This is a genomic window from Pseudomonas sp. NPDC078700 (assembly GCF_044542375.1).
In the GTDB taxonomy this organism is placed as follows: Bacteria; Pseudomonadota; Gammaproteobacteria; order Pseudomonadales; family Pseudomonadaceae; genus Aquipseudomonas.
Genome location: NZ_JBITUI010000006.1, coordinates 86,882 through 113,358 on the forward strand (window position 1 = coordinate 86,882; position 26,477 = coordinate 113,358).

At 53.9% G+C, this 26,477-nt stretch carries 22 protein-coding genes and 1 pseudogene; 8 read left to right on the forward strand and 15 right to left on the reverse strand.

The window, feature by feature from the left end; all coding sequences use genetic code 11:
- Window positions 1-9 precede the first annotated feature (9 nt).
- From ACIGCM_RS19270 to ACIGCM_RS19280, 3 genes are all read right to left on the reverse strand, one after another.
- Complete coding sequence (locus tag ACIGCM_RS19270) at window positions 10-1,377, reverse strand: DUF1329 domain-containing protein (protein WP_397503663.1); 1,368 nt, start codon at window positions 1,375-1,377, stop codon at window positions 10-12.
- Between the two features lie 26 nt (window positions 1,378-1,403).
- Entirely contained in the window at window positions 1,404-3,209 is a 1,806-nt protein-coding gene (locus tag ACIGCM_RS19275; protein WP_397503664.1) for a DUF1302 domain-containing protein, read from the reverse strand.
- Between the two features lie 443 nt (window positions 3,210-3,652).
- Entirely contained in the window at window positions 3,653-3,931 is a 279-nt protein-coding gene (locus ACIGCM_RS19280; RefSeq protein ID WP_397503665.1) for a peptidylprolyl isomerase, read from the reverse strand.
- Window positions 3,932-4,087: 156 nt separating this feature from the next.
- Here ACIGCM_RS19280 and ACIGCM_RS19285 point away from each other — a divergent pair, with 156 nt between their 5' ends.
- On the forward strand, window positions 4,088-5,302 hold the full coding sequence (locus ACIGCM_RS19285) for a PilT/PilU family type 4a pilus ATPase (RefSeq protein ID WP_397503666.1): 1,215 nt from the start codon (window positions 4,088-4,090) through the stop codon (window positions 5,300-5,302).
- A 67-nt stretch (window positions 5,303-5,369) separates the two neighbouring features.
- On the opposite strand, the gene ACIGCM_RS19290 is transcribed toward ACIGCM_RS19285, so the two are convergent.
- The 3 genes from ACIGCM_RS19290 to ACIGCM_RS19300 all read right to left on the reverse strand — a co-directional run bounded on the left by ACIGCM_RS19290 (window position 5,370) and on the right by ACIGCM_RS19300 (window position 8,218).
- Window positions 5,370-6,002: a CoA transferase subunit B gene (locus tag ACIGCM_RS19290; protein WP_397503667.1), complete on the reverse strand. Its 633-nt coding sequence runs from the start codon at window positions 6,000-6,002 to the stop codon at window positions 5,370-5,372.
- Between the two features lie 2 nt (window positions 6,003-6,004).
- Window positions 6,005-6,703: a CoA transferase subunit A gene (locus tag ACIGCM_RS19295; protein WP_397503668.1), complete on the reverse strand. Its 699-nt coding sequence runs from the start codon at window positions 6,701-6,703 to the stop codon at window positions 6,005-6,007.
- Between the two features lie 174 nt (window positions 6,704-6,877).
- Window positions 6,878-8,218 (reverse strand): short-chain fatty acid transporter, encoded by a 1,341-nt coding sequence (locus tag ACIGCM_RS19300; protein WP_397503669.1) that lies wholly within the window; start codon window positions 8,216-8,218, stop codon window positions 6,878-6,880.
- 274 nt (window positions 8,219-8,492) lie between these two features.
- Between ACIGCM_RS19300 and ACIGCM_RS19305 the strand changes: the two genes are divergently transcribed.
- Window positions 8,493-9,299 carry an IclR family transcriptional regulator gene (locus tag ACIGCM_RS19305; protein WP_397503670.1) on the forward strand — a complete coding sequence of 269 codons (807 nt, stop codon included), beginning with the start codon at window positions 8,493-8,495 and terminating at the stop codon, window positions 9,297-9,299.
- 62 nt (window positions 9,300-9,361) lie between these two features.
- On the opposite strand, the gene metH is transcribed toward ACIGCM_RS19305, so the two are convergent.
- Window positions 9,362-13,060: a methionine synthase gene (gene metH / locus ACIGCM_RS19310; protein WP_397503671.1), complete on the reverse strand. Its 3,699-nt coding sequence runs from the start codon at window positions 13,058-13,060 to the stop codon at window positions 9,362-9,364.
- A 167-nt stretch (window positions 13,061-13,227) separates the two neighbouring features.
- On the opposite strand from metH, the gene ACIGCM_RS19315 reads away from it, so the two are divergent.
- Window positions 13,228-15,513: a fatty acid cis/trans isomerase gene (locus tag ACIGCM_RS19315; RefSeq protein ID WP_397503672.1), complete on the forward strand. Its 2,286-nt coding sequence runs from the start codon at window positions 13,228-13,230 to the stop codon at window positions 15,511-15,513.
- A 33-nt stretch (window positions 15,514-15,546) separates the two neighbouring features.
- On the opposite strand, the gene ACIGCM_RS19320 is transcribed toward ACIGCM_RS19315, so the two are convergent.
- Entirely contained in the window at window positions 15,547-16,281 is a 735-nt protein-coding gene (locus ACIGCM_RS19320; RefSeq protein ID WP_397503673.1) for a DUF1223 domain-containing protein, read from the reverse strand.
- Between the two features lie 152 nt (window positions 16,282-16,433).
- On the opposite strand from ACIGCM_RS19320, the gene nfuA reads away from it, so the two are divergent.
- Entirely contained in the window at window positions 16,434-17,018 is a 585-nt protein-coding gene (gene nfuA / locus ACIGCM_RS19325; protein WP_397503674.1) for a Fe-S biogenesis protein NfuA, read from the forward strand.
- A 55-nt stretch (window positions 17,019-17,073) separates the two neighbouring features.
- On the opposite strand, the gene ACIGCM_RS19330 is transcribed toward nfuA, so the two are convergent.
- From ACIGCM_RS19330 to ACIGCM_RS19350, 5 genes are all read right to left on the reverse strand, one after another.
- Window positions 17,074-18,255, reverse strand: a complete 1,182-nt coding sequence (locus tag ACIGCM_RS19330; protein WP_397503675.1) for an MFS transporter — start codon at window positions 18,253-18,255, stop codon at window positions 17,074-17,076.
- A gap of 1 nt (window position 18,256) precedes the next feature.
- Window positions 18,257-18,508 (reverse strand): DUF1272 domain-containing protein, encoded by a 252-nt coding sequence (locus tag ACIGCM_RS19335; RefSeq protein ID WP_397503676.1) that lies wholly within the window; start codon window positions 18,506-18,508, stop codon window positions 18,257-18,259.
- Between the two features lie 52 nt (window positions 18,509-18,560).
- Complete coding sequence (locus ACIGCM_RS19340; RefSeq protein ID WP_397503677.1) at window positions 18,561-19,556, reverse strand: GlxA family transcriptional regulator; 996 nt, start codon at window positions 19,554-19,556, stop codon at window positions 18,561-18,563.
- Between the two features lie 180 nt (window positions 19,557-19,736).
- Window positions 19,737-20,006, reverse strand: a complete 270-nt coding sequence (locus ACIGCM_RS19345; RefSeq protein ID WP_397503678.1) for a hypothetical protein — start codon at window positions 20,004-20,006, stop codon at window positions 19,737-19,739.
- Window positions 20,007-20,269: 263 nt separating this feature from the next.
- Window positions 20,270-21,349, reverse strand: coding sequence for a patatin-like phospholipase family protein (locus ACIGCM_RS19350; RefSeq protein WP_397503679.1), 1,080 nt, complete (start codon window positions 21,347-21,349; stop codon window positions 20,270-20,272).
- A 280-nt stretch (window positions 21,350-21,629) separates the two neighbouring features.
- Between ACIGCM_RS19350 and ACIGCM_RS19355 the strand changes: the two genes are divergently transcribed.
- The 4 genes from ACIGCM_RS19355 to ACIGCM_RS19370 are packed head-to-tail and all read left to right on the forward strand — an operon-like array spanning window position 21,630 to window position 24,264.
- Window positions 21,630-21,938 (forward strand): PepSY domain-containing protein, encoded by a 309-nt coding sequence (locus ACIGCM_RS19355; RefSeq protein ID WP_397503680.1) that lies wholly within the window; start codon window positions 21,630-21,632, stop codon window positions 21,936-21,938.
- Entirely contained in the window at window positions 21,938-22,246 is a 309-nt protein-coding gene (locus ACIGCM_RS19360) for a PepSY domain-containing protein (protein WP_397503681.1), read from the forward strand. Before ACIGCM_RS19355 ends, ACIGCM_RS19360 begins: the two co-directional genes overlap by 1 nt.
- Entirely contained in the window at window positions 22,247-22,915 is a 669-nt protein-coding gene (locus tag ACIGCM_RS19365) for a response regulator transcription factor (RefSeq protein ID WP_397503682.1), read from the forward strand.
- On the forward strand, window positions 22,912-24,264 hold the full coding sequence (locus ACIGCM_RS19370) for a sensor histidine kinase (protein WP_397503683.1): 1,353 nt from the start codon (window positions 22,912-22,914) through the stop codon (window positions 24,262-24,264). Before ACIGCM_RS19365 ends, ACIGCM_RS19370 begins: the two co-directional genes overlap by 4 nt.
- A gap of 26 nt (window positions 24,265-24,290) precedes the next feature.
- On the opposite strand, the gene ACIGCM_RS19375 is transcribed toward ACIGCM_RS19370, so the two are convergent.
- Together ACIGCM_RS19375 and ACIGCM_RS19380 are read right to left on the reverse strand one after the other, a co-directional pair.
- Window positions 24,291-25,046 carry a methyl-accepting chemotaxis protein gene (locus tag ACIGCM_RS19375; RefSeq protein ID WP_397503817.1) on the reverse strand — a complete coding sequence of 252 codons (756 nt, stop codon included), beginning with the start codon at window positions 25,044-25,046 and terminating at the stop codon, window positions 24,291-24,293.
- A gap of 102 nt (window positions 25,047-25,148) precedes the next feature.
- Window positions 25,149-26,435: pseudogene (locus ACIGCM_RS19380) on the reverse strand (HAMP domain-containing protein); the annotation flags it as partial.
- Between the last annotated feature and the right edge of the window lie 42 nt (window positions 26,436-26,477).

The window sequence follows — 26,477 nt, forward strand, 5'->3', positions numbered from 1 at the left end:
TAGCTGGCTTTAACGCACGCCAGCGTTACGCAGTGCGGCTGGGGTAAAGTCTGCAGCAGTGGCTTTGACGTCGAACTGCACAAACTCTTTCTCTTCGTTGCTCATGCCCGTGACAATGTAGCGACCGGCGATCAGGTCATAGAGACCTTCAAATGCAAACGCAGGCACCTGACGCTGGTAGTACTGCATTGTCATGGCCTGACCTACACGCCACAGTTGACCGCGACCGTCGTACAGATCCGAGAGAACGATGGTCCAGGAGTCTTCATCCAAAAAGAAGGTACGTTTGGCGTAAATATTACGCTCGCCCGATTTCAATGTGGCTTGTACTTCCCAAACGCGGTGCAACTCGTAACGCGCCAAGTCCTGGTTGGAGTGGCCTGCCAGCAGCAGGTCCTTGTACTTCAGGGAAGGGCTGGCAATGCGGAAGTTGTTGTACGGGATGTACATTTCGCGCTTGCCGATGAGTTTCCAGTCGTAGCGGTCTGGCGCACCGTTGTACATGTCGAAGTTGTCCGAGGTACGCAAGCCATCTGCTGCGGTGCCTGGGCCGTCATACGCGACCTGAGGCGCACGGCGCACGCGACGCTGACCGGCGTTGTAGAGCCAGGCCATACGTGGTTCTTTGATCTGATCAAGCGAGTCATGCACCAACAGTACGTTACCTGCCAGGCGCGATGGTGCAGTGATGCGCTGCTTGAAGAACAGCAGAGCGTTCGCCGCTTTATCTGCAGACAGATCTGGCATGAAGTCCGGGAACGCCACTTCGTCCTCGAAGTTCACAGCCGTGAACGACCCATTGGTCTGAGGCGTCGCCTGGATGTACATACGCTTGAGGTTGCCACCGCGATAACGGGTGATGTGGTTCCATACGGCCTCAATACCGCTTTGTGGAATCGGGAAAGGGTAGTAACGGCTATCAGTAAAATTTTTCAGGCCGTTCCCGCCTTCAACCAGTGTGGTTTTGGCCGCACTGATCTTGGCTTTTTCCTGAATATCCTTGGGTACGGTTGCCGAACGGTGAGTGACATACACGGGCAGCTTGAAGGTTTCAGGATAGCGCTTGAGCATGGCGATCATGCCCGGTGAAAGCTTGTCTTTGTACTGGTCCATGTTCTGGGCAGTAATGGTGAACTCTGGCTTCTCACTGGCGTAAGGGTCGCCCAAAAAGCCATTTGCGGTAACTGGAGCTGCATCAACTGCCATACCACCAGTCCACGCTGGGATGGTGCCGTCGGCATTGCCTGCCATTTCAGCACCTAAGGGGGTCAAGCTGGTTCCCAGTTTAGCGATTTCTGCGGGCGGAACTGCCGCTATGACACTGCTTGCTAGCAGCGACATAGTGATTGCAGTAATCAGTTTGCTTGTTGTTTTCATAAGACTGATTCTCTGTGCTGACAGAATTAGAAGTTTACGCCGAAGCTGAGGGCGACAAAGTCACGATCAGTCGTCACGTTGTAGTCGCCGCCGAAAAACTCGGTGAGGTTCAGGCTGGCGGTGTAAGTATTGAGGTATTCGGCGTCGACACCAACACTGACAGCTTTTGAGCCTTCGTTAAAGGTCGGGCCGTAACCTTGTACGTCGTGTGAGAATGCCAAGTTTGGTTTAAGGTTGATGCCTGCGAATGCATCGTTGTAGTCAAGTACGCCACGGGCACGGTAGCCCCATGATGAGCTGGTGAAAAAGCCGTGCGAACCATAGCGGTCTGCAGCTTCAGTATTTTCAGGCACCCCGAAGGTTGCGTCGCGGCCAAAGCGATTACCGACATCATCGGTCATACCGCCAACCCGGGTATAGCCCACTTCACCAATCAGGGTTAAGCGGCTGGCGCCCATGACCTGATCAAAGAAGTGCACAAAGGTTGTTTGTGCTTGAGTCACTTCTTTACGCTGATAACCATGGGTCTCCAGGCCCGCTGTGGCCAAGGCACCCGGCACACCACCAGTGGTCAAACCATCAACGACAGTTGTTGCAAGGTTTGGCGTCAGGTCAGTGGTGTTGGTTTGCAGCGGCATGTTTGGCCGGTAGCTCACTTCGCCCGACCAAGAGGTCCCGGTAGGCAGAGTGGTAGAGAAGCTCAAACCGTAAAGGCGAATATCTTCAGGGTACTCAAGGAAGTAAGTCCCCCGACCGATCAGCAAGGCTTGCGCACCAAGGGCACCGGCTGGGCCAGAGAGTGATTGCAGAGCGGCAGCGATACCCGCCTGGTCAGTGTTCTGCATACTGACGATTGGGGTACGGCTGTGGTAGTTCATGAAGTAAGCACCGTACTCGGTTTCATCTCCGAGCCAGCGCAACGCCAAGCCATATTGGCCCGAGTCACGCGCATCGCGATCGCCGCCACGTGGCAGCAGCAAGCCCTCATCTTCAACCGTTACACCCGGCAGTAGACCTGCAGCGGCTGCACCTTGCAGCGCGCCAATAGCAGCAGGCTGGAGAATGTTGTAGTTGGTATCACAGCCATCCGCGGCGACGTCCGCACCTGAGAAGAAAGTACCGCAGTTGTCGATAACCGTCTGGTCCCACTCCAACTGGTAGAAGGCTTCAGCCGAGAGGTTCTCGTTAATGCTCTGCGACAGGTAGAACATATTGACCGGGATCAAGCCTTCCTTGATCTCCGCGCCTGGACGGCGGAACGCAGAAACGTCAATCGGGTTGATCGAGTTGATGCTGTTACCAATAAAGGTACTTTCGCCCCAGCTAACCACTTGCTTACCAAGGCGCACGCTGCCTGGTACATCACCAATGGCATAGTTGTGGTAGATGAATGCATCGAGAATTTCCGCGCCGGAAGATTGCGCGCTGACTTTGCGATTGTGGTCGTCGATGTCTTTGAACTCGCGGCCCTCATCCTTCAACTCAAAGTCGTACCAATATTTGCCACGAACAAATACGCCGGTATCGCCATATTTCAATTCAAGGTCGTGAATACCTTTGAAGATTTTTGAGAAGGTCTTGTTCTTTTTGAAGTTCAGATGACCGTCGTCGTTAGTCTGAGTGAAGGCATTCCCGCCGTTAGCCTGGCCGATATAATCCTTATCTGGGTCTTCTGTGGACCAACTGGCCCCGACCGACAGTGAGGAATCAAATTGGCCCTCAATCTCCCCGATATTGAAATTGACCGCGTAGGCAGGCGCAACACTGCCTAGAGCGACAGCGATTGCCAGGGTGCGTGGACGAAATACCGCGGGCCATGTTGTTGTTTTCATACGGCTCTCCAATGGATGTAGGTGCAGCGGTAATGACATTAGCACGCAAAACCTACCCTTTAAGCGCGCAAAGTATGAATTATGCTGTTTCATCCCTAAGGATTAACATAGCTCTAAACAGGGGCTTTCAGACCATAAACACAAGAATGAATACCCTGATATAAAGCAGATGTTTAGCGCATTCATCACAGCGTTTATTAAGGATTAATGCGTAAGGTGTATACCCAAATTATGCGGTTTGAAATGAAAGGACTAGGGCGAGGAGGGTGTTTTGCCGTTCCACGGCAGCGGAGTCGTGGAAGGGCGTCAGTGTTCACAGGAAGCAGGTGACTGCTTCCACCATGTTGTCTGGGCGGATGTGTTGGCTGAAAGGGTATCGCCCGGCTATGTAAGCCAAACGAAAACGCCTGCTAATCAGCAGGCGCTTTGTCAGTTAGAGCAGGCTAGTCGCGATAAAATACCTGAACCAAATGGTAGCCAAACTGGCTTTTGATCGGGCCATGCACTTCGCGCAGGGGCTTTTTGAAAATGACCTGATCAATGACTCTGACCATTTGCCCGGGGCGCACTTCCCCCAAGTCACCGCCACGTTTGCCGGATGGGCAGGTTGAGTACTTGCGCGCCAGTACATCAAAGGCTTCGCCTGCGGCCAGGCGTTTCTTCAGTTGAGCTGCCTCAGCCTCGGTTTTCACTAAAATATGTTTCGCCATTGCTTTAGCCATGGGCGCTTCCTCACAAGTTCTTGCGACGTATTGTGCCAGTATTTAACACATCGCTGAAAGGACACCCAAGGCCGCTCAACCCGGCGCTCATTAGCTGGGTCTGTGCAGGCTCAAAAACTCGCCTACTGTTGTAGAACTTGTCTTACGGACGTACACATGGACATTCAATCTCTTCTCAAAATTCTTGCCAGCCAAGATGGCTCGGATTTGTACCTTTCTACTGGTGCACCGCCTTGTGCGAAATTTAACGGCATGCTCAAAGCCTTGAGCGCCGAGCCTTTAAAACCCGGTGACGTTGCTGGCGTGGCCGATGCAATCATGGATGTGGCTCAGCGCGAAGAGTTTGAGCGTGAGCTGGAAATGAATCTGGCGATGTCGGTGCCTGGCGTAGGCCGCTTTCGGATCAATATCTTTAAGCAACGCAATGAAGTGTCGATCGTGGCGCGTAACATCAAACTGGATATTCCCAAGTTTGAAGACCTGAAACTGCCCGAAGTGTTGCTCGGCACTGTCATGGAAAAACGCGGCTTAGTGCTCTTTGTTGGCGGTACCGGCTCTGGCAAGTCGACTTCTCTTGCGGCCTTGATTGATTACCGTAACCGCAACAGCGGTGGGCATATCATCACTATTGAAGACCCGGTTGAATACGTACACCGGCACAAGAAGTCGATCATTAACCAGCGTGAAGTGGGTGTTGATACCCGCAGTTTTCATGCGGCGCTGAAAAACACGCTACGTCAGGCACCTGATGTGATTCTGATTGGTGAGATCCGTGACCGTGAAACCATGGAGCATGCGCTGGCTTTTGCCGATACCGGCCACTTGGCGATTTCAACCTTGCATGCCAACAACGCCAATCAGGCGCTCGACCGGATTATCAACTTCTTTCCAGAAGATCGTCGGCCACAGCTGTTGAATGACCTGGGTAACAACCTCAAAGCCTTTGTGTCGCAGCGTTTGGTTAAAACCATCCACGGCAAACGTCGCGCTGCGGTTGAAGTGCTGTTGGGTACGCCAACGATACGTGACCTGATCAAACGCAATGAGTTTTCTGAGATTAAAGAAATCATGGAAAAATCAAAAAACCTAGGCATGCAGACCTTTGATCAGGCCTTGATCGATTTAGTTAACCAGGGTGCGATTGATGAGGAAGAAGCGGTTAAAAATGCCGACTCAGCTAACAACGTAAGGCTTAAACTCAAGCTCTACCGCGAAGCTCCAGCAGCGCCTGCACCTAGCCCGGCAGCAGCACCCGTCGCTCAGGTAAAACCAGCAGCGGTAGCCGATGCAGCGGATTGGGGGTTGGAGTTAAAGCTTGAAGATATTGAGGTTGAAACACCGCCGGAAGACCCGGGCAGAAAAGGCATTTAGGGGCAATAGAGGCGAGGGCAAATGCCTGCATATGGCTCAGCCACCTGAGCCATATGCAGGTTGTGGGCTAGCCCTCTAACAGTTTGCAGCCTGTAGCTGCCTGCACTTCGGCGAAGCTCACACCATCGGCCAACTCAACAACGCGCATGCCTTGCTCAGTCACATCAAGTACCGCAAGGTCAGTGATGATGCGGTCAACCACTGCAACGCCAGTCAACGGCAGGTCACAGCTAGGCAGGATTTTGTGGGTATTCCCTTTAGCGGTGTGCTCCATTAACACCACAACCCGTTTGACCCCGGCGACCAGATCCATTGCACCACCCATGCCTTTGACCATCTTGCCTGGGATCATCCAGTTGGCCAGATCACCTTTTTCTGAGACCTGCATCGCGCCGAGAATAGACAGATTAATGTGGCCGCCGCGGATCATCGCAAAACTTGCTGCGCTGTCAAAAAAAGCGCTGCCGGGCAGGGTGGTAATGGTCTGTTTACCCGCATTGATAAGGTCCGGGTCAACTTCATCTTCAGTTGGAAACGGGCCAATGCCCATCAAACCGTTTTCGCTTTGTAGCCATACATCCATGCCTTGGGGGATGTAGTTGGCGACCAGGGTTGGCAAGCCGATACCGAGGTTAACGTAAAAGCCGTCGTGGAGTTCCTGTGCGGCGCGCTGCGCCATTTGTTCGCGTGTCCAAGCCATGATTAAGCGCTCCGCAGTGTGCGTTGTTCGATGCGTTTTTGCGGTGAACTGTTAAGCACCAGCCGCTGTACGTAGATACCCGGCAGGTGGATATGGTCTGCATCAAGCTCGCCGGTTTCGACGATCTCTTCAACTTCGACAATGCAAATCTTGGCAGCCGCTGCTGCCAGCGGATTGAAGTTCCGCGCTGTTTTGTTGAACACCAGATTGCCGGATTTATCGGCTTTCCAGGCTTTAACCAGGGCGATATCGGCTGTCAGTGAACGTTCCATCACGTACCACTCACCATCAAACTCGCGGGTTTCTTTACCTTCGGCAACCAGCGTGCCGTAGCCCGTTTTGGTGAAGAAAGCAGGAATTCCTGCACCGCCCGCACGTAGTTTCTCCGCCAATGTACCTTGAGGGGTGAACTCCAACTCCAGTTCACCGGCGAGATACTGGCGCTCGAACTCTTTGTTCTCGCCAACATAGGACGAGATCATCTTGCTGATCTGGCGGGATTCAAGCAGCAGGCCCAAGCCAAAACCGTCAACGCCTGCGTTGTTGCTGATAACGGTCAGTTTAGTTTTGCCGGTTTCACGCAGGGCAGCAATCAGCGCCTCGGGAATGCCACACAAGCCAAAGCCGCCTACCGCCAGGGTCATGCCGTCCTCAACCAGGTCGGCTAGGGCTTGTTGAGCATTGGGGTAAATCTTATTCATTGTTTAACTCCTTGAATGAGCGCCCGAACACTGCATAGCCAGCCAGGCCGAACGCTAGAGCAACGATGCTTTTCATCCACACATAACGACGTGGGTCCTGTTTATCTTCAAGCTTTTTATTGTTTGAACAGGGGGCGAGCTTAATGTTGCCCGCCCATAAACAAGCTGATGCCTTTAGCCGAAAAAGTACAAGCAACCTGAGATAACGATGCCGGAGTAAACCAGCATCAACAGGCAATAGCCCATGATGTCACGCGCACCCAGTCCGGCGATGCCGAGCAAAGGTAAGGCCCAGAAGGGTTGAATCATGTTGGTCCAGGCATCGCCCCAGGCAATGGCCATCGCGGTTACCGCAGGTGCGACGCCCAAGGCTTGGCCTGCGGGCAGCATGATGGGGCCTTGTACAGCCCATTGGCCGCCACCAGAGGGTACGAATACGTTGACAAAGCCAGCGCTCAGGAAGGCCAGTACCGGGAAGGTATCGGCGTTCGACCAGACGACGAAGGCATCGGTTACTTGCTTACCGAGCGAGATGCCATCAGCGTTGGCACCGACCATCATGCCCATGATGCCGGCATAGAAGGGAAACTGAATAACGATGCCGCTGATACCGCCAATACCATCCTGGACGGCTCGCATATAGCGCTCGGGTGAGCCATGCAGAAACAAACCAACAAACAAGAAAAGGCCAATAACGATATTGAGCGTCAGGGCAAAACCATTGCTGGCGAAGTAATACGCAAAATAGACCGCGGCCAAAGCGACGATAATCAGGTTAAGAATACGGCTGTCATCTAAGCGTTGTGCGGGTGTTTCACGGGGCAGCGCTGGGGCTTCACTGTCAAGCAGCAGGCTCGGATCAGCTACTTTCGGCTGACTTGGGTGCATGGCGCGATTGAGCAAAGGTAAGCCGATGACTAACAGCGCAATAATGGTTAGGTTCATCGGCGTGAACAGGGTGTCACCAACGCCAATGGCGGCTGTCACCACGCCACCAGTCATACGCTCCAGATCCGCGCCGCCTGTGGCGAGCGAGAGTGGGATTGAACCAGACAGGCCGCCGTGCCAGATCAAGAAGCCAGAATAAGCGGAAGCCACCAGCAAGGGGTAATCAACACCTTTGACCTCGCGTGCCAGTGCGCGAGCAAACACCGCACCAATCACCAAGCCAAATCCCCAGTTGATCCATGAGCCCGCTAAGGCGACCAAGGTGACCAAAACAATTGCCTGGCCAGGCGACTTGGCCACGCGCGCCAGTCCCCCAAGTAAGCGGTGAACAAGCGGCGCACTGGCCAGCGCATGACCGGTGACCAAAATCAGGGCCATTTGCATGGCAAAGGTCAATAGGTTCCAAAAACCGCTTCCCCAGTGCTGGGCCATTTGCGGCAGCCCCTGACCGGTGCTGAGCATACTGGCGACCAGTACGATCAAGCTCAGCAAAATCGCGAAAACAAATGGCGAAGGTAGGTAGCGTTGGACAAGCTTTACGCTCAAGGCCGTTATTGATGAAAGCATGGTCGATCCTATTTTGTTGTTATGACTGCAACCAAGATAGCGTTCTTAGCTGCAGTGGGTTTAACCGCTGGTACAGAAGTGTCACTGAATTAGCACGGAGGCGCTATACGCACAAGGTCTAAGTCGGGCTTCTTAGAGATTGTTAGGTTTGCCAGGCGATCAACTGTAGTTTGTCACTTTGCCAGTCGATCGTAATCGAATTTCGGATAACGTAATTTGTGTATAATTTTGCGTCAAGCTATAAAACGCCATCGTCTTGCTGATCGAGTACTGAATGGAAAAGCCGCAAAATCGCGAAGTATCCAGTAAACAGAAAGTTCGTTCTGCCGAGGTGGGCACTGACATTCTCAAAGCCTTGGCTGAGTTGAGCCCTGCGACTTCGTTGTCGAACTTGGCAGAGCATGTGCAGATGCCCGCAAGCAAGGTTCATCGTTACCTGCAAGCACTGATAGCCAGTGGCTTTGCTCAGCAAGATCAAGCGACGAACCATTACTCCCTGGGCCGTGAAGCGTTAATGGTGGGCTTGGCTGCCTTGGCGAGTATGGATGTGCTTAAAGTCGCTGCCGCGCCATTGGCTGAACTGCGTGATGAGCTCAATGAAAGCTGCTTTCTGGCCGTCTGGGCAAATAAAGGCGCAACTGTCGTGCAACTGCAACCGGCCAGTCGCGCGGTGACACTGGTGACTCAGGTTGGCTCGGTCTTACCCTTGCTGAGTTCGGCCACTGGTTTGGTGTTTGCGGCCTACTTACCTGAGGCCGAGACCCTTGAACTGCGTCAGCAGGAACTCAAGGCCAACCGCAATCATCCACTGGCGGATGCCACTCGCTATCAGCAGCATGTGCAACTGGTTCGTGAGCAGGGATTGCATGCGATACATGGTTTGCTTATGCCGGGGGTGGATGCTTTGTCAGCCCCGGTTTTCGATGCCTATGGGCGTGTCGCAGCAGTGCTGACCGTGGTGGGTTCGGCCACAGTGTTTGATGCTGATGAGGCGGGTATAGCCGCTGGGCGTTTAAAGCAAACAGCCAAAACCATCAGTTGGCGTATGGGCTACACCGCTGCTGATGAAGGACTGCGCTAGCCTGTTCGTCTGACAGAAACTTAACAGCCCGCAATTGCGGGCTGTTTAGTTTAACTGAGGCGTTAGTCGTCATATCCGAGGTTGGGTGCAAGCCAACGCTCAGTGGTGCGTAGCTCTTGCTGCTTGCGAGCGGTGTAGCTTTCGACTTGGTCTTTGTCGATCTTGCCGACGGCAAAGTACTGCGCTTGCGGGTGTGCAAAATACCAGCCGCTGACCGATGCAGCCGGGAACATTGCGTAGTGCTCGGTGAGAAAAACACCACTCTGTTCATTGTCATTGAGCAGGTCGAACAGCGTGCCTTTCTCGGTGTGGTCTGGGCATGCAGGATAACCTGGGGCAGGGCGGATGCCTTTATAGGCTTCTTTGATCAACTCATCGTTGCTCAGTTGTTCTTCTGGGTCATAGCCCCAGTAGTTTTTCCGCACTTGCTGGTGCAGCCATTCTGCGCAGGCTTCGGCCAACCGGTCGGCAAGGGCTTTGACCATAATAGAGTTATAGTCATCGCCTTTGTCCTGATAAGCCTTGGCGACTTCCTCTGCACCAATGCCAGCGGTGGTGATAAAACCGCCGATATAGTCCTGCACCCCAGAGTCTTTCGGCGCTACAAAGTCGGCCAGAGAGAAGTTTGGTTTTCCGTCTGGTTTGATGGTTTGCTGACGCAGATGGTGCAGCTTGGCCAACGGCTTGCCGTCAGAGCCATAGACTTCGAGATCATCATGGTCGACCTGGTTGGTCGGCCAGAAACCCAATACTGCCCGTGCGCTGATCAGCTTTTCATCAATCAGCTTCTTGAGCATTTCCTGGGCATCGGCAAACAGTGCTGTCGCGGCCTCACCGACGACTTCATCAGTGAGGATGCGAGGGTATTTGCCCGCCAGGTCCCATGAGATAAAGAATGGCGTCCAGTCGATAAACTCAGCAAGGACCGCCAAGTCGATATCTTCCAAGACCTTGACCCCGGTAAAGGTGGGCACTGTTGGTTGGTAGCTGGCCCAATCAAACTGAGGTTTCTGGGCAATTGCCTGACTGTAGCTCAAGCGCTCCGTGCGGGCGCTGCGGTTAGCAGTGCGTTCACGGACCACAGCGTAATCTTCGCGGGTCTTCTGCACGAATGCGGACTTGAGTTCTTTAGACAGCAACTGGGTGGCCACACCCACTGCGCGCGAGGCGTCAGTCACATACACCACGGCATCGTTTTGATACTTGGGTTCGATCTTGACGGCCGTGTGCGCTTTGGAAGTCGTTGCCCCGCCAATCATGAGCGGCAAGCTGAAGCCCTGGCGCTGCATTTCGCGGGCTACGTGGACCATTTCATCGAGCGATGGGGTGATCAGGCCCGAGAGGCCAATGATGTCGCATTTCTCGGCGATGGCAGTTTGCAGAATTTTTTCTGCCGGCACCATTACACCAAGATCGACAATGTCGTAGCCGTTACAGCCCAGCACTACACCGACAATATTCTTGCCGATGTCATGCACATCGCCTTTAACCGTGGCCATCAGGATCTTGCCTTTGGCTTCGGGCTTGTCGCCTTTTTCCGCTTCGATAAACGGAATCAGGTGGGCTACAGCCTGTTTCATCACCCGTGCCGACTTAACCACTTGTGGCAGGAACATTTTGCCGGAGCCAAACAAGTCGCCAACAATGTTCATCCCGCTCATCAATGGGCCTTCGATCACCTCGATCGGGCGGGCACACTGCTGGCGGAACTCTTCAGTGTCTTCAACGATGAAGGCGGTAATGCCTTTTACCAGCGCATGTTCTAGACGCTGTTGCACGGCAAAACTGCGCCATTCTTCGGTTTCGGCCTCTTTGACGCTGCCATCGCCTTTGTATTTGTCCGCCAGTGCCAGCAAGGCATCAGTGCCGTTGGCTGTGCGGTTGAGCACCACATCTTCCACTGCGTCACGCAGCTCAGTTGGGATTTGGTCGTAAATCTCCAACTGACCGGCGTTGACGATGCCCATGGTCAGGCCATTTTGAATGGCGTAGTAGAGGAACACCGAGTGAATCGCTTCACGTACCGGGTTATTACCTCGGAAGGAGAAGGACACATTAGACACACCGCCCGACGTCAGTGCGTAGGGCAGGTTGTCACGGATATAGGCGCAGGCATTGATAAAGTCGACTGCGTAGTTGTTGTGCTCTTCAATGCCGGTGGCAATGGCGAAAATGTTCGGGTCGAAAATAATGTCTTCCGGCGGGAAGCCAACTTCATTGACCAGAATGTCGTAGGAGCGCTTACAGATTTCTTCTTTACGCGCTTGGGTGTCTGCCTGACCGTCTTCGTCAAAGGCCATTACCACGACAGCGGCGCCATAGCGCTTGCACAGCTTGGCGTGGTGTTTGAACTGTTCAACACCTTCTTTCATCGAAATCGAGTTGACGATGCCCTTGCCCTGAATGCATTTCAGGCCCGCCTCGATGACTTCCCACTTGGAGGAGTCGATCATGATTGGCACGCGCGAGATATCCGGCTCACCAGCAATCAGATTGAGGAAAGTGACCATCGCATGCTTGGAATCAAGCATGCCTTCGTCCATGTTGATATCAATCACCTGAGCGCCTGCCTCAACCTGCTGCAGGGCGACTTCAAGGGCTTCGGTGTAGTTGTCTTCCCTGATCAGCCGGGCAAACTTGGCCGACCCAGTGATATTGGTCCGCTCACCCACGTTAACGAACAACGAGTTACGGTCAATGGTGAACGGCTCAAGACCCGAGAGGCGACAGGCTTTGGCAATCTCAGGCAATGGCCGGGGCGCATACTTGGCAACGGCTTCGGCAATCGCCTGAATGTGCCCGGGTGTAGTGCCGCAGCAACCGCCCACAATATTCAGAAAGCCTGCTGCTGCGAACTCTTCAACCACCGCAGCCATTTCAGCGGGTGTTTCATCGTATTCGCCGAATGCGTTCGGCAGGCCAGCGTTAGGGTGAGCAGAAACGTGGGTTTCAGCTTTGTTGGAAAGTTCTTCGAGATACGGGCGCAGGTCTTTGGCGCCAAGCGCGCAGTTTAGCCCTACCGAAATAGGCTCCGCGTGGCGTACTGAGTTCCAGAAGGCCTCGGTGGTTTGCCCTGACAGGGTTCGGCCCGAAGCATCAGTGATGGTGCCGGAAATCATGATTGGCAGTTCCACACCAAGGTCTTCAAAGACCTGCTGCACAGCGAAAATCGCGGCTTTGGCGTTGAGCGTATCAAAAATGGTTTCGATCAAAATAAGGTCGGAGCCGCCTTCAATCAGACCGCGGGTGGCTTCGGTGTAGTTTTCCACCAAAATATCAAAGGTGACGTTGCGATAGCCCGGGTTGTTAACGTCTGGCGATATCGAGCAAGTCCGGCTGGTAGGGCCGAGGACACCCGCAACAAATCGTGGGCGGTCAGGCGTTTCAGCGGTTTTGGCGTCGGCAACCTGACGTGCGAGGCGAGCGCCTTCAACGTTGAGTTCATAAGCCAGCTCTTCCATGCCGTAATCGGCTTGGGAAACACGGGTAGCGTTAAAGGTATTGGTTTCAAGAATGTCGGCACCGGCGTCGAGGTAAGCCTTCTCAATGGCGCCAATCACATCCGGACGACTAAGAATCAGCAAGTCGTTGTTGCCCTTAACATCGCTTGGCCAGTCGGCGAAGCGTTCGCCCCGGTAATCCTCTTCTTCCAGTTTATAGCTTTGGATCATCGTGCCCATGCCGCCGTCGAGAATCAGAATACGATCCTTGAGGGCTTGCTGGAGAGCGAGAGTGCGGGCGCTACGATCGGACAAAGACATGGACGCAAATACCTGAAAATTACTGGATACAGAAGGGCGCGATGATAGCAAACCTGCACGCTTTTGCAGCGTGTGCGGATAAACATGAATTTGATTCATGATAAAGGCGATAGCCACGTCAAACCTGGACGGCTAGAATCGCCGCTTAGCTCTTTAAGGATGTGGCAATGCAGTATCGTTTATTTATCTCGGCATGTTTTGCATTGCTCAGCCCTTTGCTGGCGGCAGAACAAATCTCCTACAGTAAAGACATTCAGCCGATTTTTACCAAAAACTGCGTTGCTTGCCACGCCTGTTACGACGCGCCTTGCCAGCTCAAACTCGAGAGCGGTGAAGGGGCTGAGCGCGGTGCCAGTCAATCACCGATTTATGATGGTGGGCGCAAGAAAGCACAAGACCCCACGCGCTTGTTCTATGACGCTCACACTGTAACTGAGTGGCGCAACAAGGGCTTCAACTCGGTGCTCGATCAGCAAGGAAGCCAGGCTGCATTGATGGCCCGTATGCTAAAACTGGGGCATGAGAACAACAGATTCACCCCCAATAGCAAATTGCCCGAGAAACTTGATCTAGGGATTAACCGCGTTAATCAGTGCACCTTGCCCGCTGATTTTGACAAGTTCGCCGCCGAGAATCCGGCTGTGGGTATGCCATTTGCCGTAACCGGTCTGAGCGCTGAAGACTACCAAACCTTGCAAAGTTGGCTGGCCGATGGTGCGCCTGTTGATAAGTTGGTACCGGTTGCTACGCCAGATGAAATGTCCCAAGTACAAGAGTGGGAGAGCTTCTTTAACCAGCATGGTGCACGTGAGGAGTTGGTTTCCCGCTGGCTCTATGAACACTTATTCCTGGCCCACTTATATTTCGATGACGGTAAAAGTCGTCATTTTTTCCAGCTGGTGCGTTCACGTACACCCAGCGGCCAGCCAATAGACCCGATCGCCACGCGCCGCCCCAATGAAGATCCGGGCGCTGATTTTTACTACCGTATTGCAATGGTGCCTGATGTCATTGTGCACAAGACACACATCACCTATGAGCTAAGCCGAAAGAAGATGGCGCACGTCAAGTCGATGTTTTTTGACGGCTCTTGGACAGTTGACGCAGTTCCCGGTTATGGCGCTTCGCGTCGTGCCAACCCATTTGAAACCTACAAAGCCATTCCGGCGCAAGCACGCTATCAATTCATGCTTGATGACTCGGAGTACTTTGTTCGGACCTTTATTCGTGGTCCAGTCTGTCGTGGTCAAATTGCGACTGACGTGATTCGCGATAATTTCTGGACTCTGTTCCAAGATCCCAAGCATGACCTGTACATCACAGACCCAGAGTACCGCGCTGAGGTCACCCCGTTGCTGGCCATGCCTGGGCAGTTCGATGATATTGGCGATGTACTCGGCATCTGGAACAGCTACCACGACAAGCGAAATGAGTACGAAGAGCTGCGCCGGGATCATTACGAAGAGGCTGCTTTACCGAGCTGGTCCAATATCTGGGCGGGCAACGATCAGGCATTGCTGTCCATCTTCCGTCAGTTTGACAGTGCCTCCGTTCGCCGGGGCCTGATTGGTGGCATTCCACAGACGATTTGGTGGCTTGATTATCCATTGCTGGAGCGCACCTATTATCAGTTGGTTGTGAATTTTGATGTGTTCGGCAATGTCTCGCATCAGGCGCAAACGCGCTTGTACTTCGACTTGATCCGCAACGGCGCTGAGCAGAACTTCCTGCGTTTGATGCCCGCAGATTCACGGCAAGATATTTTAAAGGACTGGTACCGTAAAAGTGGCCGATTGAAGCTGTGGCTGGATTATTACGAAGGCATGGACACGGACACCAAAACTGCGCTGTCACTGGATGCAAGGCATCCCAAAGACGATTTTGCCAGGCAGTTGCTGATTCGTGCAGGGGACTTGAACGTCGCACCTGATCCAATCAATCGCTGCACCAACGGTCATTGCTATCAAGCCGATGCCGACCCGCAAATGCAGGATGCGGAGCAAGCCCTCAGCCGCTTGGCCAATAAGCCCGCAGCGGGTCTTAAAGTGATTAATCAGTTGCCTGAGGCGACCATGATTCGGGTTGAGGAGGCAGGCGGTAAACGTAACATCTACAGCTTGCTGCGTAACCGTATGCACAGCAACGTCGCCTTCATGATTGGTGAGGGTTTACGTTACGAGCCTGGGTTCGACACTTTGACCGTTTATCCAGGGGTTATGAGCAGTTACCCGAATTTTATCTTTAATGTTCCAGCGCAAGAGGTGCCTGCATTTGTAAGGGCACTTGAGCAGGCTAAAGATGCTGGCGCATTCGAAAAGGTTGTCGATCATTGGGGGATTCGCCGCACTCATCCGGATTTTTGGCGCTACTTCCATGATCTCACCCGTTATATCCAGGAGACCGACCCTGTGCAGGCCGGTGTGTTGGATATGAATCGATACGAGAACCTTTGAAACCTCACCCGTCGTTACGCGACGGGTGAACGATTATGGCTTAATCCAGCCGCCAACTGCCTGGTAGGGGGCCGGCTGGCCCGGGACGCCCAGCCAGGCCACCACAGCCTGACGAGTTCCGCGAGCGTCGTCAGGCAGCCGGCTTTGCCAATGGTTTCCATCCCCGGCGACCTGTTGCAGGCTCAGCACTACAAAGTCGTGCTTGATTGTTTTTCCGGCGTTTTCGCCTTTGGCTATCTTGGTATCAATACCAAAACCAAGGCGGGCAACATAGAGCGTCAACCCTTGAGGCGGCGTTTGTTCAGGTGCAAAAGCTGCATTAAGCTCGCGACCATTGAGGGTCAGCTGCAATTTGCCAACAGTCTGTTGCTTATCAGGCAGGCGTAAGGGCTGATTTTGAAACCAGCCACGCCACTCATGACCTGCAACCACAAAGCCTGGTGTATAGACCGAGCTGGTCCCACCGCTTCGGGCGTAGTCGCGCTGACGAAGGCTGTAGCTTTTATTGGCAAAGGGGTCTTTCCAGCCAAGGTAATCCCAATAGTCGACATGAAAGGCCAAAGGAATCACCTGTTTCCATAAATCCGGCGATTGAGTCAGCGATGACAGCCATTTTTCTGCTGGCGGGCAAGAGCTACAGCCTTGTGAGGTGTATAGTTCCAATACATTGGTGGGCTGCTCAGCACTGGTAAATGTCTGGGCTGAACCCTGAGCCACAGCACTGGCTAAGAGCAACGCAGCGGGCAATAGTTGCCATGTTTTTTTCATAAACCAAGATCTCCGCAATGCCTGCGTGGTGGTCCTCAGTTGACGATCCGGACGCCGAGTTGTTACAGGTAAATTAATCCGACAAAAATACTCGGGCTTTATCAAGTGACCCCTGTTGTCGTACACTGCACATATGTTTGCGAGGAGTTGCCATGAGCACTATCACTATTACCGACGCTGCCCACGATTATCTGGCTGACTTGCTGAGTAAGCAGGACACTGCGGGCATCGGCATTCGCGTTTTTATCACCCAACCTGGCACCCAGTATGCTGAAACCTGCATTGCGTATTGCAAGCCAGGTGAGCAAAAGCCAGAAGACACGGCCATTGGCCTGGCCAGCTTCACGGCATGGATTGACGCCGTCAGTGAGCCGTTTCTTGAAGATGCAGTGGTGGACTACGCGACTGATCGTATGGGCGGCCAGCTGACAATCAAAGCACCAAACGCCAAGGTGCCGATGGTCAATGACGACAGCCCGATCAACGAACGTATCAATTACTACCTGCAAACCGAAATCAACCCCGGTTTGGCCAGCCATGGTGGTCAAGTCAGCTTGATCGATGTGGTTGAAGAAGGCATTGCCGTTCTGCAATTTGGTGGCGGCTGCCAAGGTTGCGGTCAGGCAGACCTGACGCTGAAAGAAGGTATTGAGAAAACCCTGCTGGAGCGTATTCCTGAGCTTAAGGGTGTACGTGATGTAACTGACCATAGCAACAAAGAAAACGCTTATTACTGAGTTGCGGTCGTGGTTAGAAAAGGCGCCTTTAAGGCGCCTTTTTACTGCCCGGAATTTAACCCTTGCCCGCGCATGCTGATTGCGGTCGTCGGCTCGGTATAACCATCAATAGCGCGATGGCGACCAGCGGCACAATGCTGATGTTGACTGCACTCCAGCCAATGCCACTGATGAGCGCGCCAGAGGCAAATGAGGCGCTGGCGGCCACGGAGCCATTGCTCAGCTCCATCAGCCCCTGGGCATGGCCGCGTTCGGCAGGCGTGTGGCCTTGGGCGAGCAGGGTGGTGCCGGCAATCAGCATCAGATTCCAACCTAGCCCCAATAGAAATGAGCTGATCAAGAACAGCTCCGCAGTCACCCCACTGATAGCAATCCCCGCGCTGACTAACAGAACGCCACTGCCTATGACTGCGACGCGACGGCTGCCCAGGGTATCGACCAGTCGCCCGGCGACAAAGGCGGGCAGAAACATACCGAGCATGTGCCACTGCATCACCTGTGCGCTGGTTTCCAGGGATAAACCACAGAAACGCATGGCGAGTGGTGTGGCGTTCATCACCAGAATCATCAAGCCATGACCAATGGCGGTGGTGGCGACTGCTGCACGTACGATGGGCCGGGTTAAGAGTTCACGGATGCGAGTCCATCCACCGGTACTGGCGATTGGAGCTGCGCCTTGGGGCAGCTGACTCAGTACCCCCATTGCAACAAGGGCCAAGACGGCCATCATCAAGTAAGCGCCAGTAAAAGGCGTCTCCAAGGCGTTTTTTGACCACAATGCCATGCTTGGTGCAACCAGTGCCGCCACCACACCCCCGCCAATCACACAGGCGCTAGCACGGCCTTTGGATGACTCATCGACAGCCTCCAATGCAGCAAAGCGGTAATACATGGCTGAGGCCTGGTAAGCACCAATTGGCAGTGCGCCGAGGCACAGAATGTTGAACTCACCCAGCCACACACCGAAAGCGCTGATCAGTCCGCCAATTACCCCGCAGCCCGCCCCGAGCAACAGGCCTGCACGCCGTCCTTTGTTTTGCATGTACACAGACAACGGCTGCACGGCCAGCAAATTGCCCAGCACTAAAATGGCCAACGGCAAAGTCGCCAGAATATTAAGAGGCGCCAGTTGCAGGCCAATCAAGGCAGTCAATGTGATGCCGATCATTGAGCAGCACCAGTACAAGGCCTGGCAGATAAACAGGCGGCCAATCGTTGGCTGGGTGATCAACGCCATGTCACTGATCTCCTTGTGCTTGTTTAGATCCTGTCCCAGGTTCCTGAGTGGAAACCTCAGGCTGCAGCCGCTTCGGGTTTGCACGACGTGGGCGCGCAACGAGCTCCCCTGAGCAGTTGGGGCATCTGTACTGCAGGTGCTCGGCGGCGCAGTCGATGCAGAATGTGCATTCAAATGAGCAGATGAGCGCGATGTCACAATCACCAGGCAGGTCGCGAGCGCAACGTTCACAGTTTGGGCGTAATTCGAGCATAGAAAGTCCTTACCTCAAGCTATTGAGGCATTGTTGTGTGTTGAACCTAGAGCTAGGCGAAGCGCTCCGCGTACTCCTGCGGGCTTACGGATAAGTGTTTATGGAAGGTACGTCGCAGATTCTCCGGATGCCCAAAGCCAGTTAGCCTGGCCACGGTACTGATTGACGCTTGTGCGTCTTGGAGTAAGTTGCGCGCAGCTTCAAGGCGGATCTTCTCGACATACTTGCCGGGGCCCACTCCTAGTTCCTGAATAAAAACCCGTGAGAGGGTTCTCGGCGTCATACAGGCTTGAGTGGCCAAGACTTCGAGACTTAGATCATCACCAATGCGGGAGGGTATCCAGTCCAGTAAGGCAGCTAAGCGTGGCGTGCGGCTCGGCTCCGGGCTGAGCAGGGCGCTGAACTGTGCCTGCCCCCCAGGGCGACGCAGAAACATGACCAGCCTGCGGGCCACGGCCAGCGCCATTGCCCGGCCCAAATCCGCCTCGACCAAGGCCAGCGCCAGATCTATACCTGCAGTCACGCCTGCCGAGGTAAATAAGTGGCCATTACCCATAGGGTCCCGGGCGTTGTAGGTGTGCAGTTGGTCGCCAAGGACTTCGATGCCTGGGTGGTTGTCGCGAAGGGTGTCAACATCGGCCCAGTGCGTGGTGGCACAGCGACCATCCAGGAGCCCGCTGGCAGCAAGAATCAACGCGCCAGAGCAGACTGAGCCAAGTCTGCGGATATGCGGCTCGCCAGCGCGCAACCACGCCAGCAGTGGCTGATTGTTGATTTGTACACGCTCGCCAATGCCTCCGGGAATCAACAAGGTGTCGATTTGTTTGGCTTGGATTTCACTGAACGCCTGATCGGCAATGACCTGAATCCCAGCAGAGCTGCTTACAGGACCGGCCTGTTCTGCCAGCAATAAGGTTTGGTAGTAGGCGGGTAAACCCTGACGCTGGCGCTCGATATTGGCTGAAGCAAAGACCTGCAATGGGCCAATCGCATCAAGGCTCATAAAGTCAGGATAAATCAGGCAGGCGATGGTTTTAAGCGCATCCATGGGGAAGGTCTCGGTGAGCGATGGATACAGTGTGCGCTCAACGACAATATGGCAACAAGGACATCTAGCCCACAGATATTGCCAATATGATCCAGTTCATCCAACAAACTGAATAGTTGGTCACCGCTACGCCCTAAGAGATAGAGAGCAGCGCAGCGGTAACCTACAAGCAGCGGCTTTTTAAGCCGGCATGCTCCAAGGTGCGAGGTCGAAGCCTTGACGGCTCAATTCCTCACGGGATTCGGTAATCACCTTGGCCAGTAGTTCAGGGTTGCTGTAAGTACTGCTGGAAATTTTTGTACGGCCCAGTAGGCGAGTGCTGGTACGGTCAATGACCGTAAGCGTCAGCTCGTCAGTACCATTTTGTGGCGACCATGCGACACATTGAAAGGGTTGGAAAGCGCGGTCGACAATTAGTAATGCTTCATTGCAACGCAATTGTGCGTCCATTGGGTCAGTGACTCCTAGTTAGTCCCAAAAATGTGAAAGTCAGCAAGAGCATGTCTTTAGTGACTCTTCACAGTGTTGATGACTGGTGTTGACCTATAAGTCACATATCGGTTCTAAAAAAGATGGATTTTTCTATTAAAACTGTGTTTGCACTGATCAGCGGCAATAAAACGCGAGATTTTTCGTTTTTTTGGGGCAGATTTAGCCCGGCTCAAAATTACCGATTCAGGGTAAATCAACGCGTTACCGGTCTCTCTTAAGGTTCAAAGTGGGGTTAGCCGGGTGCTCACTTGCGCCGTTTCAGTGAGTTCTAAAAACTCGTCACCCAAGCGCTGGCTTTCTTGCATTGCTGTGCGCCAGTAGCGCTCACGACCCGCATCGTCGCCGAGGAACCGGGTGAAGTCTTTACGATCAGGTAATTTGCCGTAGGGCAGTCGTGCCAGGTACTCAGCCGATGGAGCAAGCAACAGCACATCTTGCAAACGACCATTATCGCCTCGACGCCAGGGCATGGTTTTGTCGAACCAGCCAGGAATCACTCTGTCGGTGAAGTGTGGGTACAAGACGATATCGTCGCCGCTGTATGGCAAGTCAAGGTGGTAGTCGAGTAAGCCGCCATCACGATATGTACCGTCACCTGCGCCAGGAATGTTGCGCACGCCTTCCATGACCATAGGGATTGAGCCTGACGCCAACAGCGCGTGACGCAGGTTTTCGCTATCAAGGGGCAGAAAGCGCGAAGGGAAGTCCGTTAACGGGTGAAGTGGCGGCGCTAAACGCGTGTCATGCAGGATAATGCGCTCAAAATGGCGGGCCAGACGAGAGCGAGCCAGCAAGTTGTTGCCGATCACCGAGGACAGGCCCAAACCCAGCACCCCACGATGGTCATGGGCAAGCAGGCCGTTGCTCTTGACCACGACAATATTCAAACGGTAATTCGGGTTATTCAATACGGCCGCATCTTGCCCTTCGAGCAACTCGTCGAGCATGACCCGGCAACTTTGCGAGATCTCGGCCATGGTCACGCCCTTGGCAAAGCGCTGTGCGGTGTAGAGTTCACCCAAGCGACGTATGCCTTGTGCCGCATCTGGCAGGCAGGCACTGGCAAAGCGCCAAGAGCCAATCGAGGCGCCGATAAGTGAGCGTTCGCGTGGTTCCTGTGGCAACCATTGACCAAACAAGGCCAAGTCTAACCCCTGAATCCCCAGTGCTTTTGGACCACCTGCTGCACCCGGCAAAATGCCTACATCTGCAGGTTGTAAGCCACGCTCACGAATACGCGACATCGCTCGCGGGCCAGCTTTAAGGGTAAGGGCAGGGGTTTTGATGATAATGGCGCTCATGCAGGTCTCCGTCACGCAAGGCAGCGATTATAGAGCGCGAGGTGCGCAGGCCAACACACTTCATGAGATGAATAACAGGCGCTAAGGTAGCCCTGAAAAACCACTGTGCAGGAGTCGCTGCATTGATGACCCCGTTCAACAGCCTTATGTACCCCAGTAGATTGCGCTTTTTCAGCAGCCTCTAATACGCGTTTCGACAGGCTGCCTGGTTATTCAGCTTGGCTTAAGTCAGCGTGAGTAAGCTGCTCACCATCAACCGCAATTCTATTGGAGCGCGACTATGAAACGCCTTATTACTGTTAGCATGATCACCGTACTCGGCCTCTGTACAGGTGTTGCCAGTGCCCGTGATCTGGGGCCGGATGAAGCGCTGAAGTTACGTGATGCCGGAACCATTAAAGATTTTCAGTTACTCAATGACACAGCCTTGAAGTTGCACCCAGGTGGCCGCATCAGCGAAACAGAGCTGGAGCAAGAGTACGGCAAGTATGTGTATCAGCTTGAAGTTAAAGACAAAGACGGCATCAAATGGGATGTTGAGCTCGACGCCACGAGCGCAAACGTGCTCAAAAACCATCAGGACGACTAATGAACACCCTGGTTAAAACCGTTCTGCTGGTAGGTCTGCTAGGGCTGACACTGTCGGCGCATGCACGAGACCTTGATCAGGATGAGGCCTTACGCTTGCGTCGCGAGGGCGTGATACAGCCGCTAGAACAGCTTATGCGCCATGCGATGCAGCGCTATCCGAATGCTACGCTGCTAGAAGCTGAGCTTGAGGAAGAGGATGACGTGCTGGTCTATGAAATTGAACTTCTGACCCAGCAAGGTCAGGTACGTGAATTGGAACTGGATGCCCAGGACGGGCGAATCCTGAAGGATGAGGAAGACGACTGAATGCGCCTGTTGCTGGTGGAAGACCATGTACCCTTGGCCGATGAGCTACTTGCCAGCTTAACTGCGCAAGGGTATGCCGTGGATTGGTTGGCGGATGGTCGCGATGCGGTTTATCAAGGGGCAAGTGAGCCTTACGATTTGATTATTCTGGACCTTGGTTTACCGGGGCTTCCCGGTTTGGACGTCTTGCAGCAATGGCGCAGTGGTTCCCTTGCAACGCCGGTATTGGTCCTCACCGCGCGCGATTCCTGGTCGGATCGCATTGCAGGCTTGAAGGCCGGTGCGGACGATTACCTGAGCAAGCCATTTCACCCGGAAGAGCTGCAGTTGCGCATTCAGGCATTGTTACGTCGTGCCCGTGGCCTGGCCAATCAACCGCAGCTTGAGGTTGCTGGTCTACAGCTTGATGAAGGCCGGCAGAGCGTGATGAGTCAAGGCGCTGAAGTCGACCTGACCGCTGCTGAGTTTCGCTTGTTGCGCTACTTTATGATGCACCCAGGCAAACTCTTGTCGAAGAGCCATTTGGCCGAGCACCTGTACGACGGTGAAACTGAACGTGACTCCAATGTGATTGAGGTTCACGTCAACCATCTTCGTCGTAAATTAGGCCGTGAGATCATCGAAACCCGGCGTGGCCAAGGTTACCGATTTAGCAGTACAAACACTTGAGGTCGATTCAACGGCGTTTAAGTCTGGGCCTGGTTGCGGTCCTGCTAATTGTTGGATTGCTGCTGGCTCAGGCCTGCTTATGGGTGTTCGAGCGCAGCTTGCGCGAGCATATCGAACTTAGCCTCAAAGATGAGGCTGAAGCTCTGATCGTGGCACTTGTGCGTGGGCCTCAGGGTTTACAACTGAGTGAACAACGGCTCAGCGCTGCCTATCAGAGGCCGTATTCAGGTCTGTACTTCAGGATTGATTTCGCTGGCACGACTTGGCGCTCCCGCTCGCTGTGGGACAGTGAATTGCAACCGGGAGAAAAGCCGGGCTTGCAAGATAATCTCAGTGAAGGCCCACAAGAGCAGCAGCTACTGACTTACCGGGGCGACTATCAGCGCTTTGGTCAAAAGCTGGTGATCTCGGTGGCTGAGGATTACTCGCCAATCCTAAAAGGCGTGCGTGACGTTCAAATGCTAGGTTTGGGCCTGGGCCTGGGTGCTTTGATCCTGATCCTGATCTTGCAGCGAAGTATCGTCCGGCGTGCTCTGCGCCCACTGGAAAACACTCGCAAACAGATAGCCCAATTACAGCAAGGGCAACTCAGTTCATTGGACACTCAGGTGCCTGTTGAACTTGAACCCCTGGTGGAGCAAATCAACCACCTTCTGGCCCACACGGAGGAAACCTTAGGTCGCTCACGCAATGCGTTAGGCAACTTGGGCCATGCGTTGAAGACGCCACTTGCAGTGCTGGTCAATCTGTCATCACGCAGCGAGATACAAGCCCATCCAGAGCTGCGCCAAAAGCTTGAACAATGCCTAGAGCAAGTTGAGCAGCGGCTGAGTCGAGAACTTAACAAGGCCCGCCTTGCTGGCGAAGCATTGCCCGGGGCCCATTTTGATTGCGCTACAGAGTTACCGGCTCTGTTCAGTACCCTGGAGATGATTCATAACCGCGGCTTGCAACTCGACTGGCAGGCATCACCGGGACTGCGTCTACCTTGGGACCGTGAGGACTTACTCGAACTGCTGGGTAACCTGTTGGATAACGCCTGTAAATGGGCGGATTCCAAGGTTCAGTTGGTGATTGCGGCGACCGCTAATGGGTATCAACTTGATATAGCTGATGATGGGCCGGGTATTGCCGCCGGGCGTCGTGAAGACGTATTAACCCGGGGTATTCGCCTGGATGAGCAAGTCAACGGTCATGGCCTTGGCTTGGGTATTGTCCGTGACATTGTCGATGCCTGGGGCGGTGAAATTGTCTTAGGGCAAAGCTCGCTAGGTGGCTTGAATGTGCAGGTCTTGCTGCCGCTACGACGTTTAGGCGTGAAGCCTGTGGCACACTCGAGCCACGAATAATGGCTCGAGTGTGCCGCGGACTGTGATTAAACGCGGAATTGATCCATCAGGCTTTGTTGCTGATTGGCCAGGCGGTTCAGGTCCTGGCTAACTTGCGCGGACTCATCGGCCTGACTGGTGATCGACTCGGTCACATCGCGGATAGATGCGACGTTACGGTTAATTTCCTCTGCCACTGAGCTTTGCTCTTCAGCAGCGCTGGCGATCTGCAAGTTCATATCGGTAATAATCCCCACCGCTTCGCTGATGCGCTGCAGGGCGGCGACTGCATGCTCAACCTGCTCAACGCTGCCCTGGGCCTGACGGTGGCTGCTGTTCATGGTGCTCACCACTTCACGGGTACCGCTTTGCAAGCCTTCAATAACCTGGCGAATTTCTTCTACTGAGTCCTGCGTGCGTTTTGCAAGGTTACGTACTTCATCGGCGACCACTGCAAAGCCACGGCCTGCTTCACCTGCGCGTGCAGCTTCAATCGCAGCATTGAGTGCCAGTAGGTTGGTTTGCTCGGCGATGGAGCGAATGACTTCCAGCACAGAACCGATCTGGTCACTGCTGGCTGCCAAGCCTTCGACTTCTTGCATGGCCACATTCATCTCGTTGGCGAGCAATTCGATCGATGCGGTGGTTTTGTCGATCACCCCGAGGCCGTCACGGGTTGCGTGATCGGCACTGCGTGCTGCTTCAGCAGCTTGCGCCGCGTTTTGCGCAACATCATGGGCAGTGGCACTCATTTCCTGGAATGCAGTGGCGACCTGGTCAACTTCGCGGAATTGCTGCTGCATGCCTGAACTGGTCTGGCTGGCAATCGAGGCTGATTGGTCTGCAGTTGCCCGCGCATCGACAACACTGCGTTTAACCTCGGCAATAATCGGCTGGAGTTTATCAAGGAAGCGGTTGAACCAACTTGCCAGCTCACCCAGTTCATCCTGCTTGTTGTAATGCAGGCGCTTGGTGAGGTCGCCTTCGCCACTGGCAATGTCTTTAAGCATGGTCGAGACGCCGATGATAGGCCGCGTCACGCCACGTGCAGTCAGCCACATCAGCGCTAAACCCAGCACAACCGCAACCAAACCTATGAGCAGTGAAACCGTGCTGTCCTGAGTACTGCGATCATCGAGCTGCGCTTGTAATTTCAGAGCAGGAGCGAGCAACACCTTTTCCGGCACTTGAATCATGACGCTCCAGGGTTTGGCCTCAGGAATAGGGTTAAATGGCTCGATAACACGGAGCATTTCAGCTTGATGCAGTGCTGCTGATTTGCCTGCCGTGACCAGCCCATGTATTTCAGTGCTTTGCTCTGGAAATGCTTTGTCGAGTGCTTGGCTCAGCAACTTGGCGTCTGCACTGTGTCCGGCGATTAAGCCAGCGGGGCTGAAGATGCTGACGTGAGCTTGGCCGTTGTACAGCTCGCTACTGGCTTGCACGCTGAGCTGCTGGAGGCTATCGAGGCTTATGTCGAGACCAACGACTCCAATGACTTTGCCATTGACCTGCAGGGGGAAGGCAATACTCGTCATCAGTACCTGCTTACCCTCGACATCATCGAAGTAAGGTTCGAGTACACAGGCTTTAGCTGTGTCGCGTGGGCAGGTGTACCACGCGTTGTACGGGTCACCACTGGGGCCTGTTTCGGTTTTGCTGAGGTCTTCCTCTGGAATCGCTTCAGACTCAAGTTTGCCTGGCGTTGATTGTGACCAGTACAGCGAAAAACGACCTTTATCATTGCTGCCCAGTTCGGCCTGCTCTGCAAACAGCTCGTCTTTACCATCAAGGGCGTTGGGCTCGAACACCAAGTACAACCCTAGAATGGAAGGGTTGGCCTCCAGGCTGGTGCGCACTTGGCGGGTCAGGTCTTCACGTAAATCAAAGGCATCAAGAAAACGTTTTTCGGCTTGTTCACGCAAGAACAAAATCTGCCGCGAAAAGCCTTTGCCGTACTGATATGAATCCATGAAATAACGCTGGATACGTATCGCTTGCAGTTCCCCGCGTGATTTCAGGCGCAACTCCGCGCTCTCTTTAAGCATTTCGCTGCTTGATGCGCTGACTAGATTGGCACTTTGTTTCGCTTGATAAAGCGATGCGCCGACCAACAGGGTCACAATTGCTATCAGGCACAGGCCCGCGAGCAGGGTGATTTTAAGTTGGATTGAGAGCCGGTTAAGCATCATGCGGTGTTCCTTTGTAAAGACCTTCGATACCGAACTATCGGC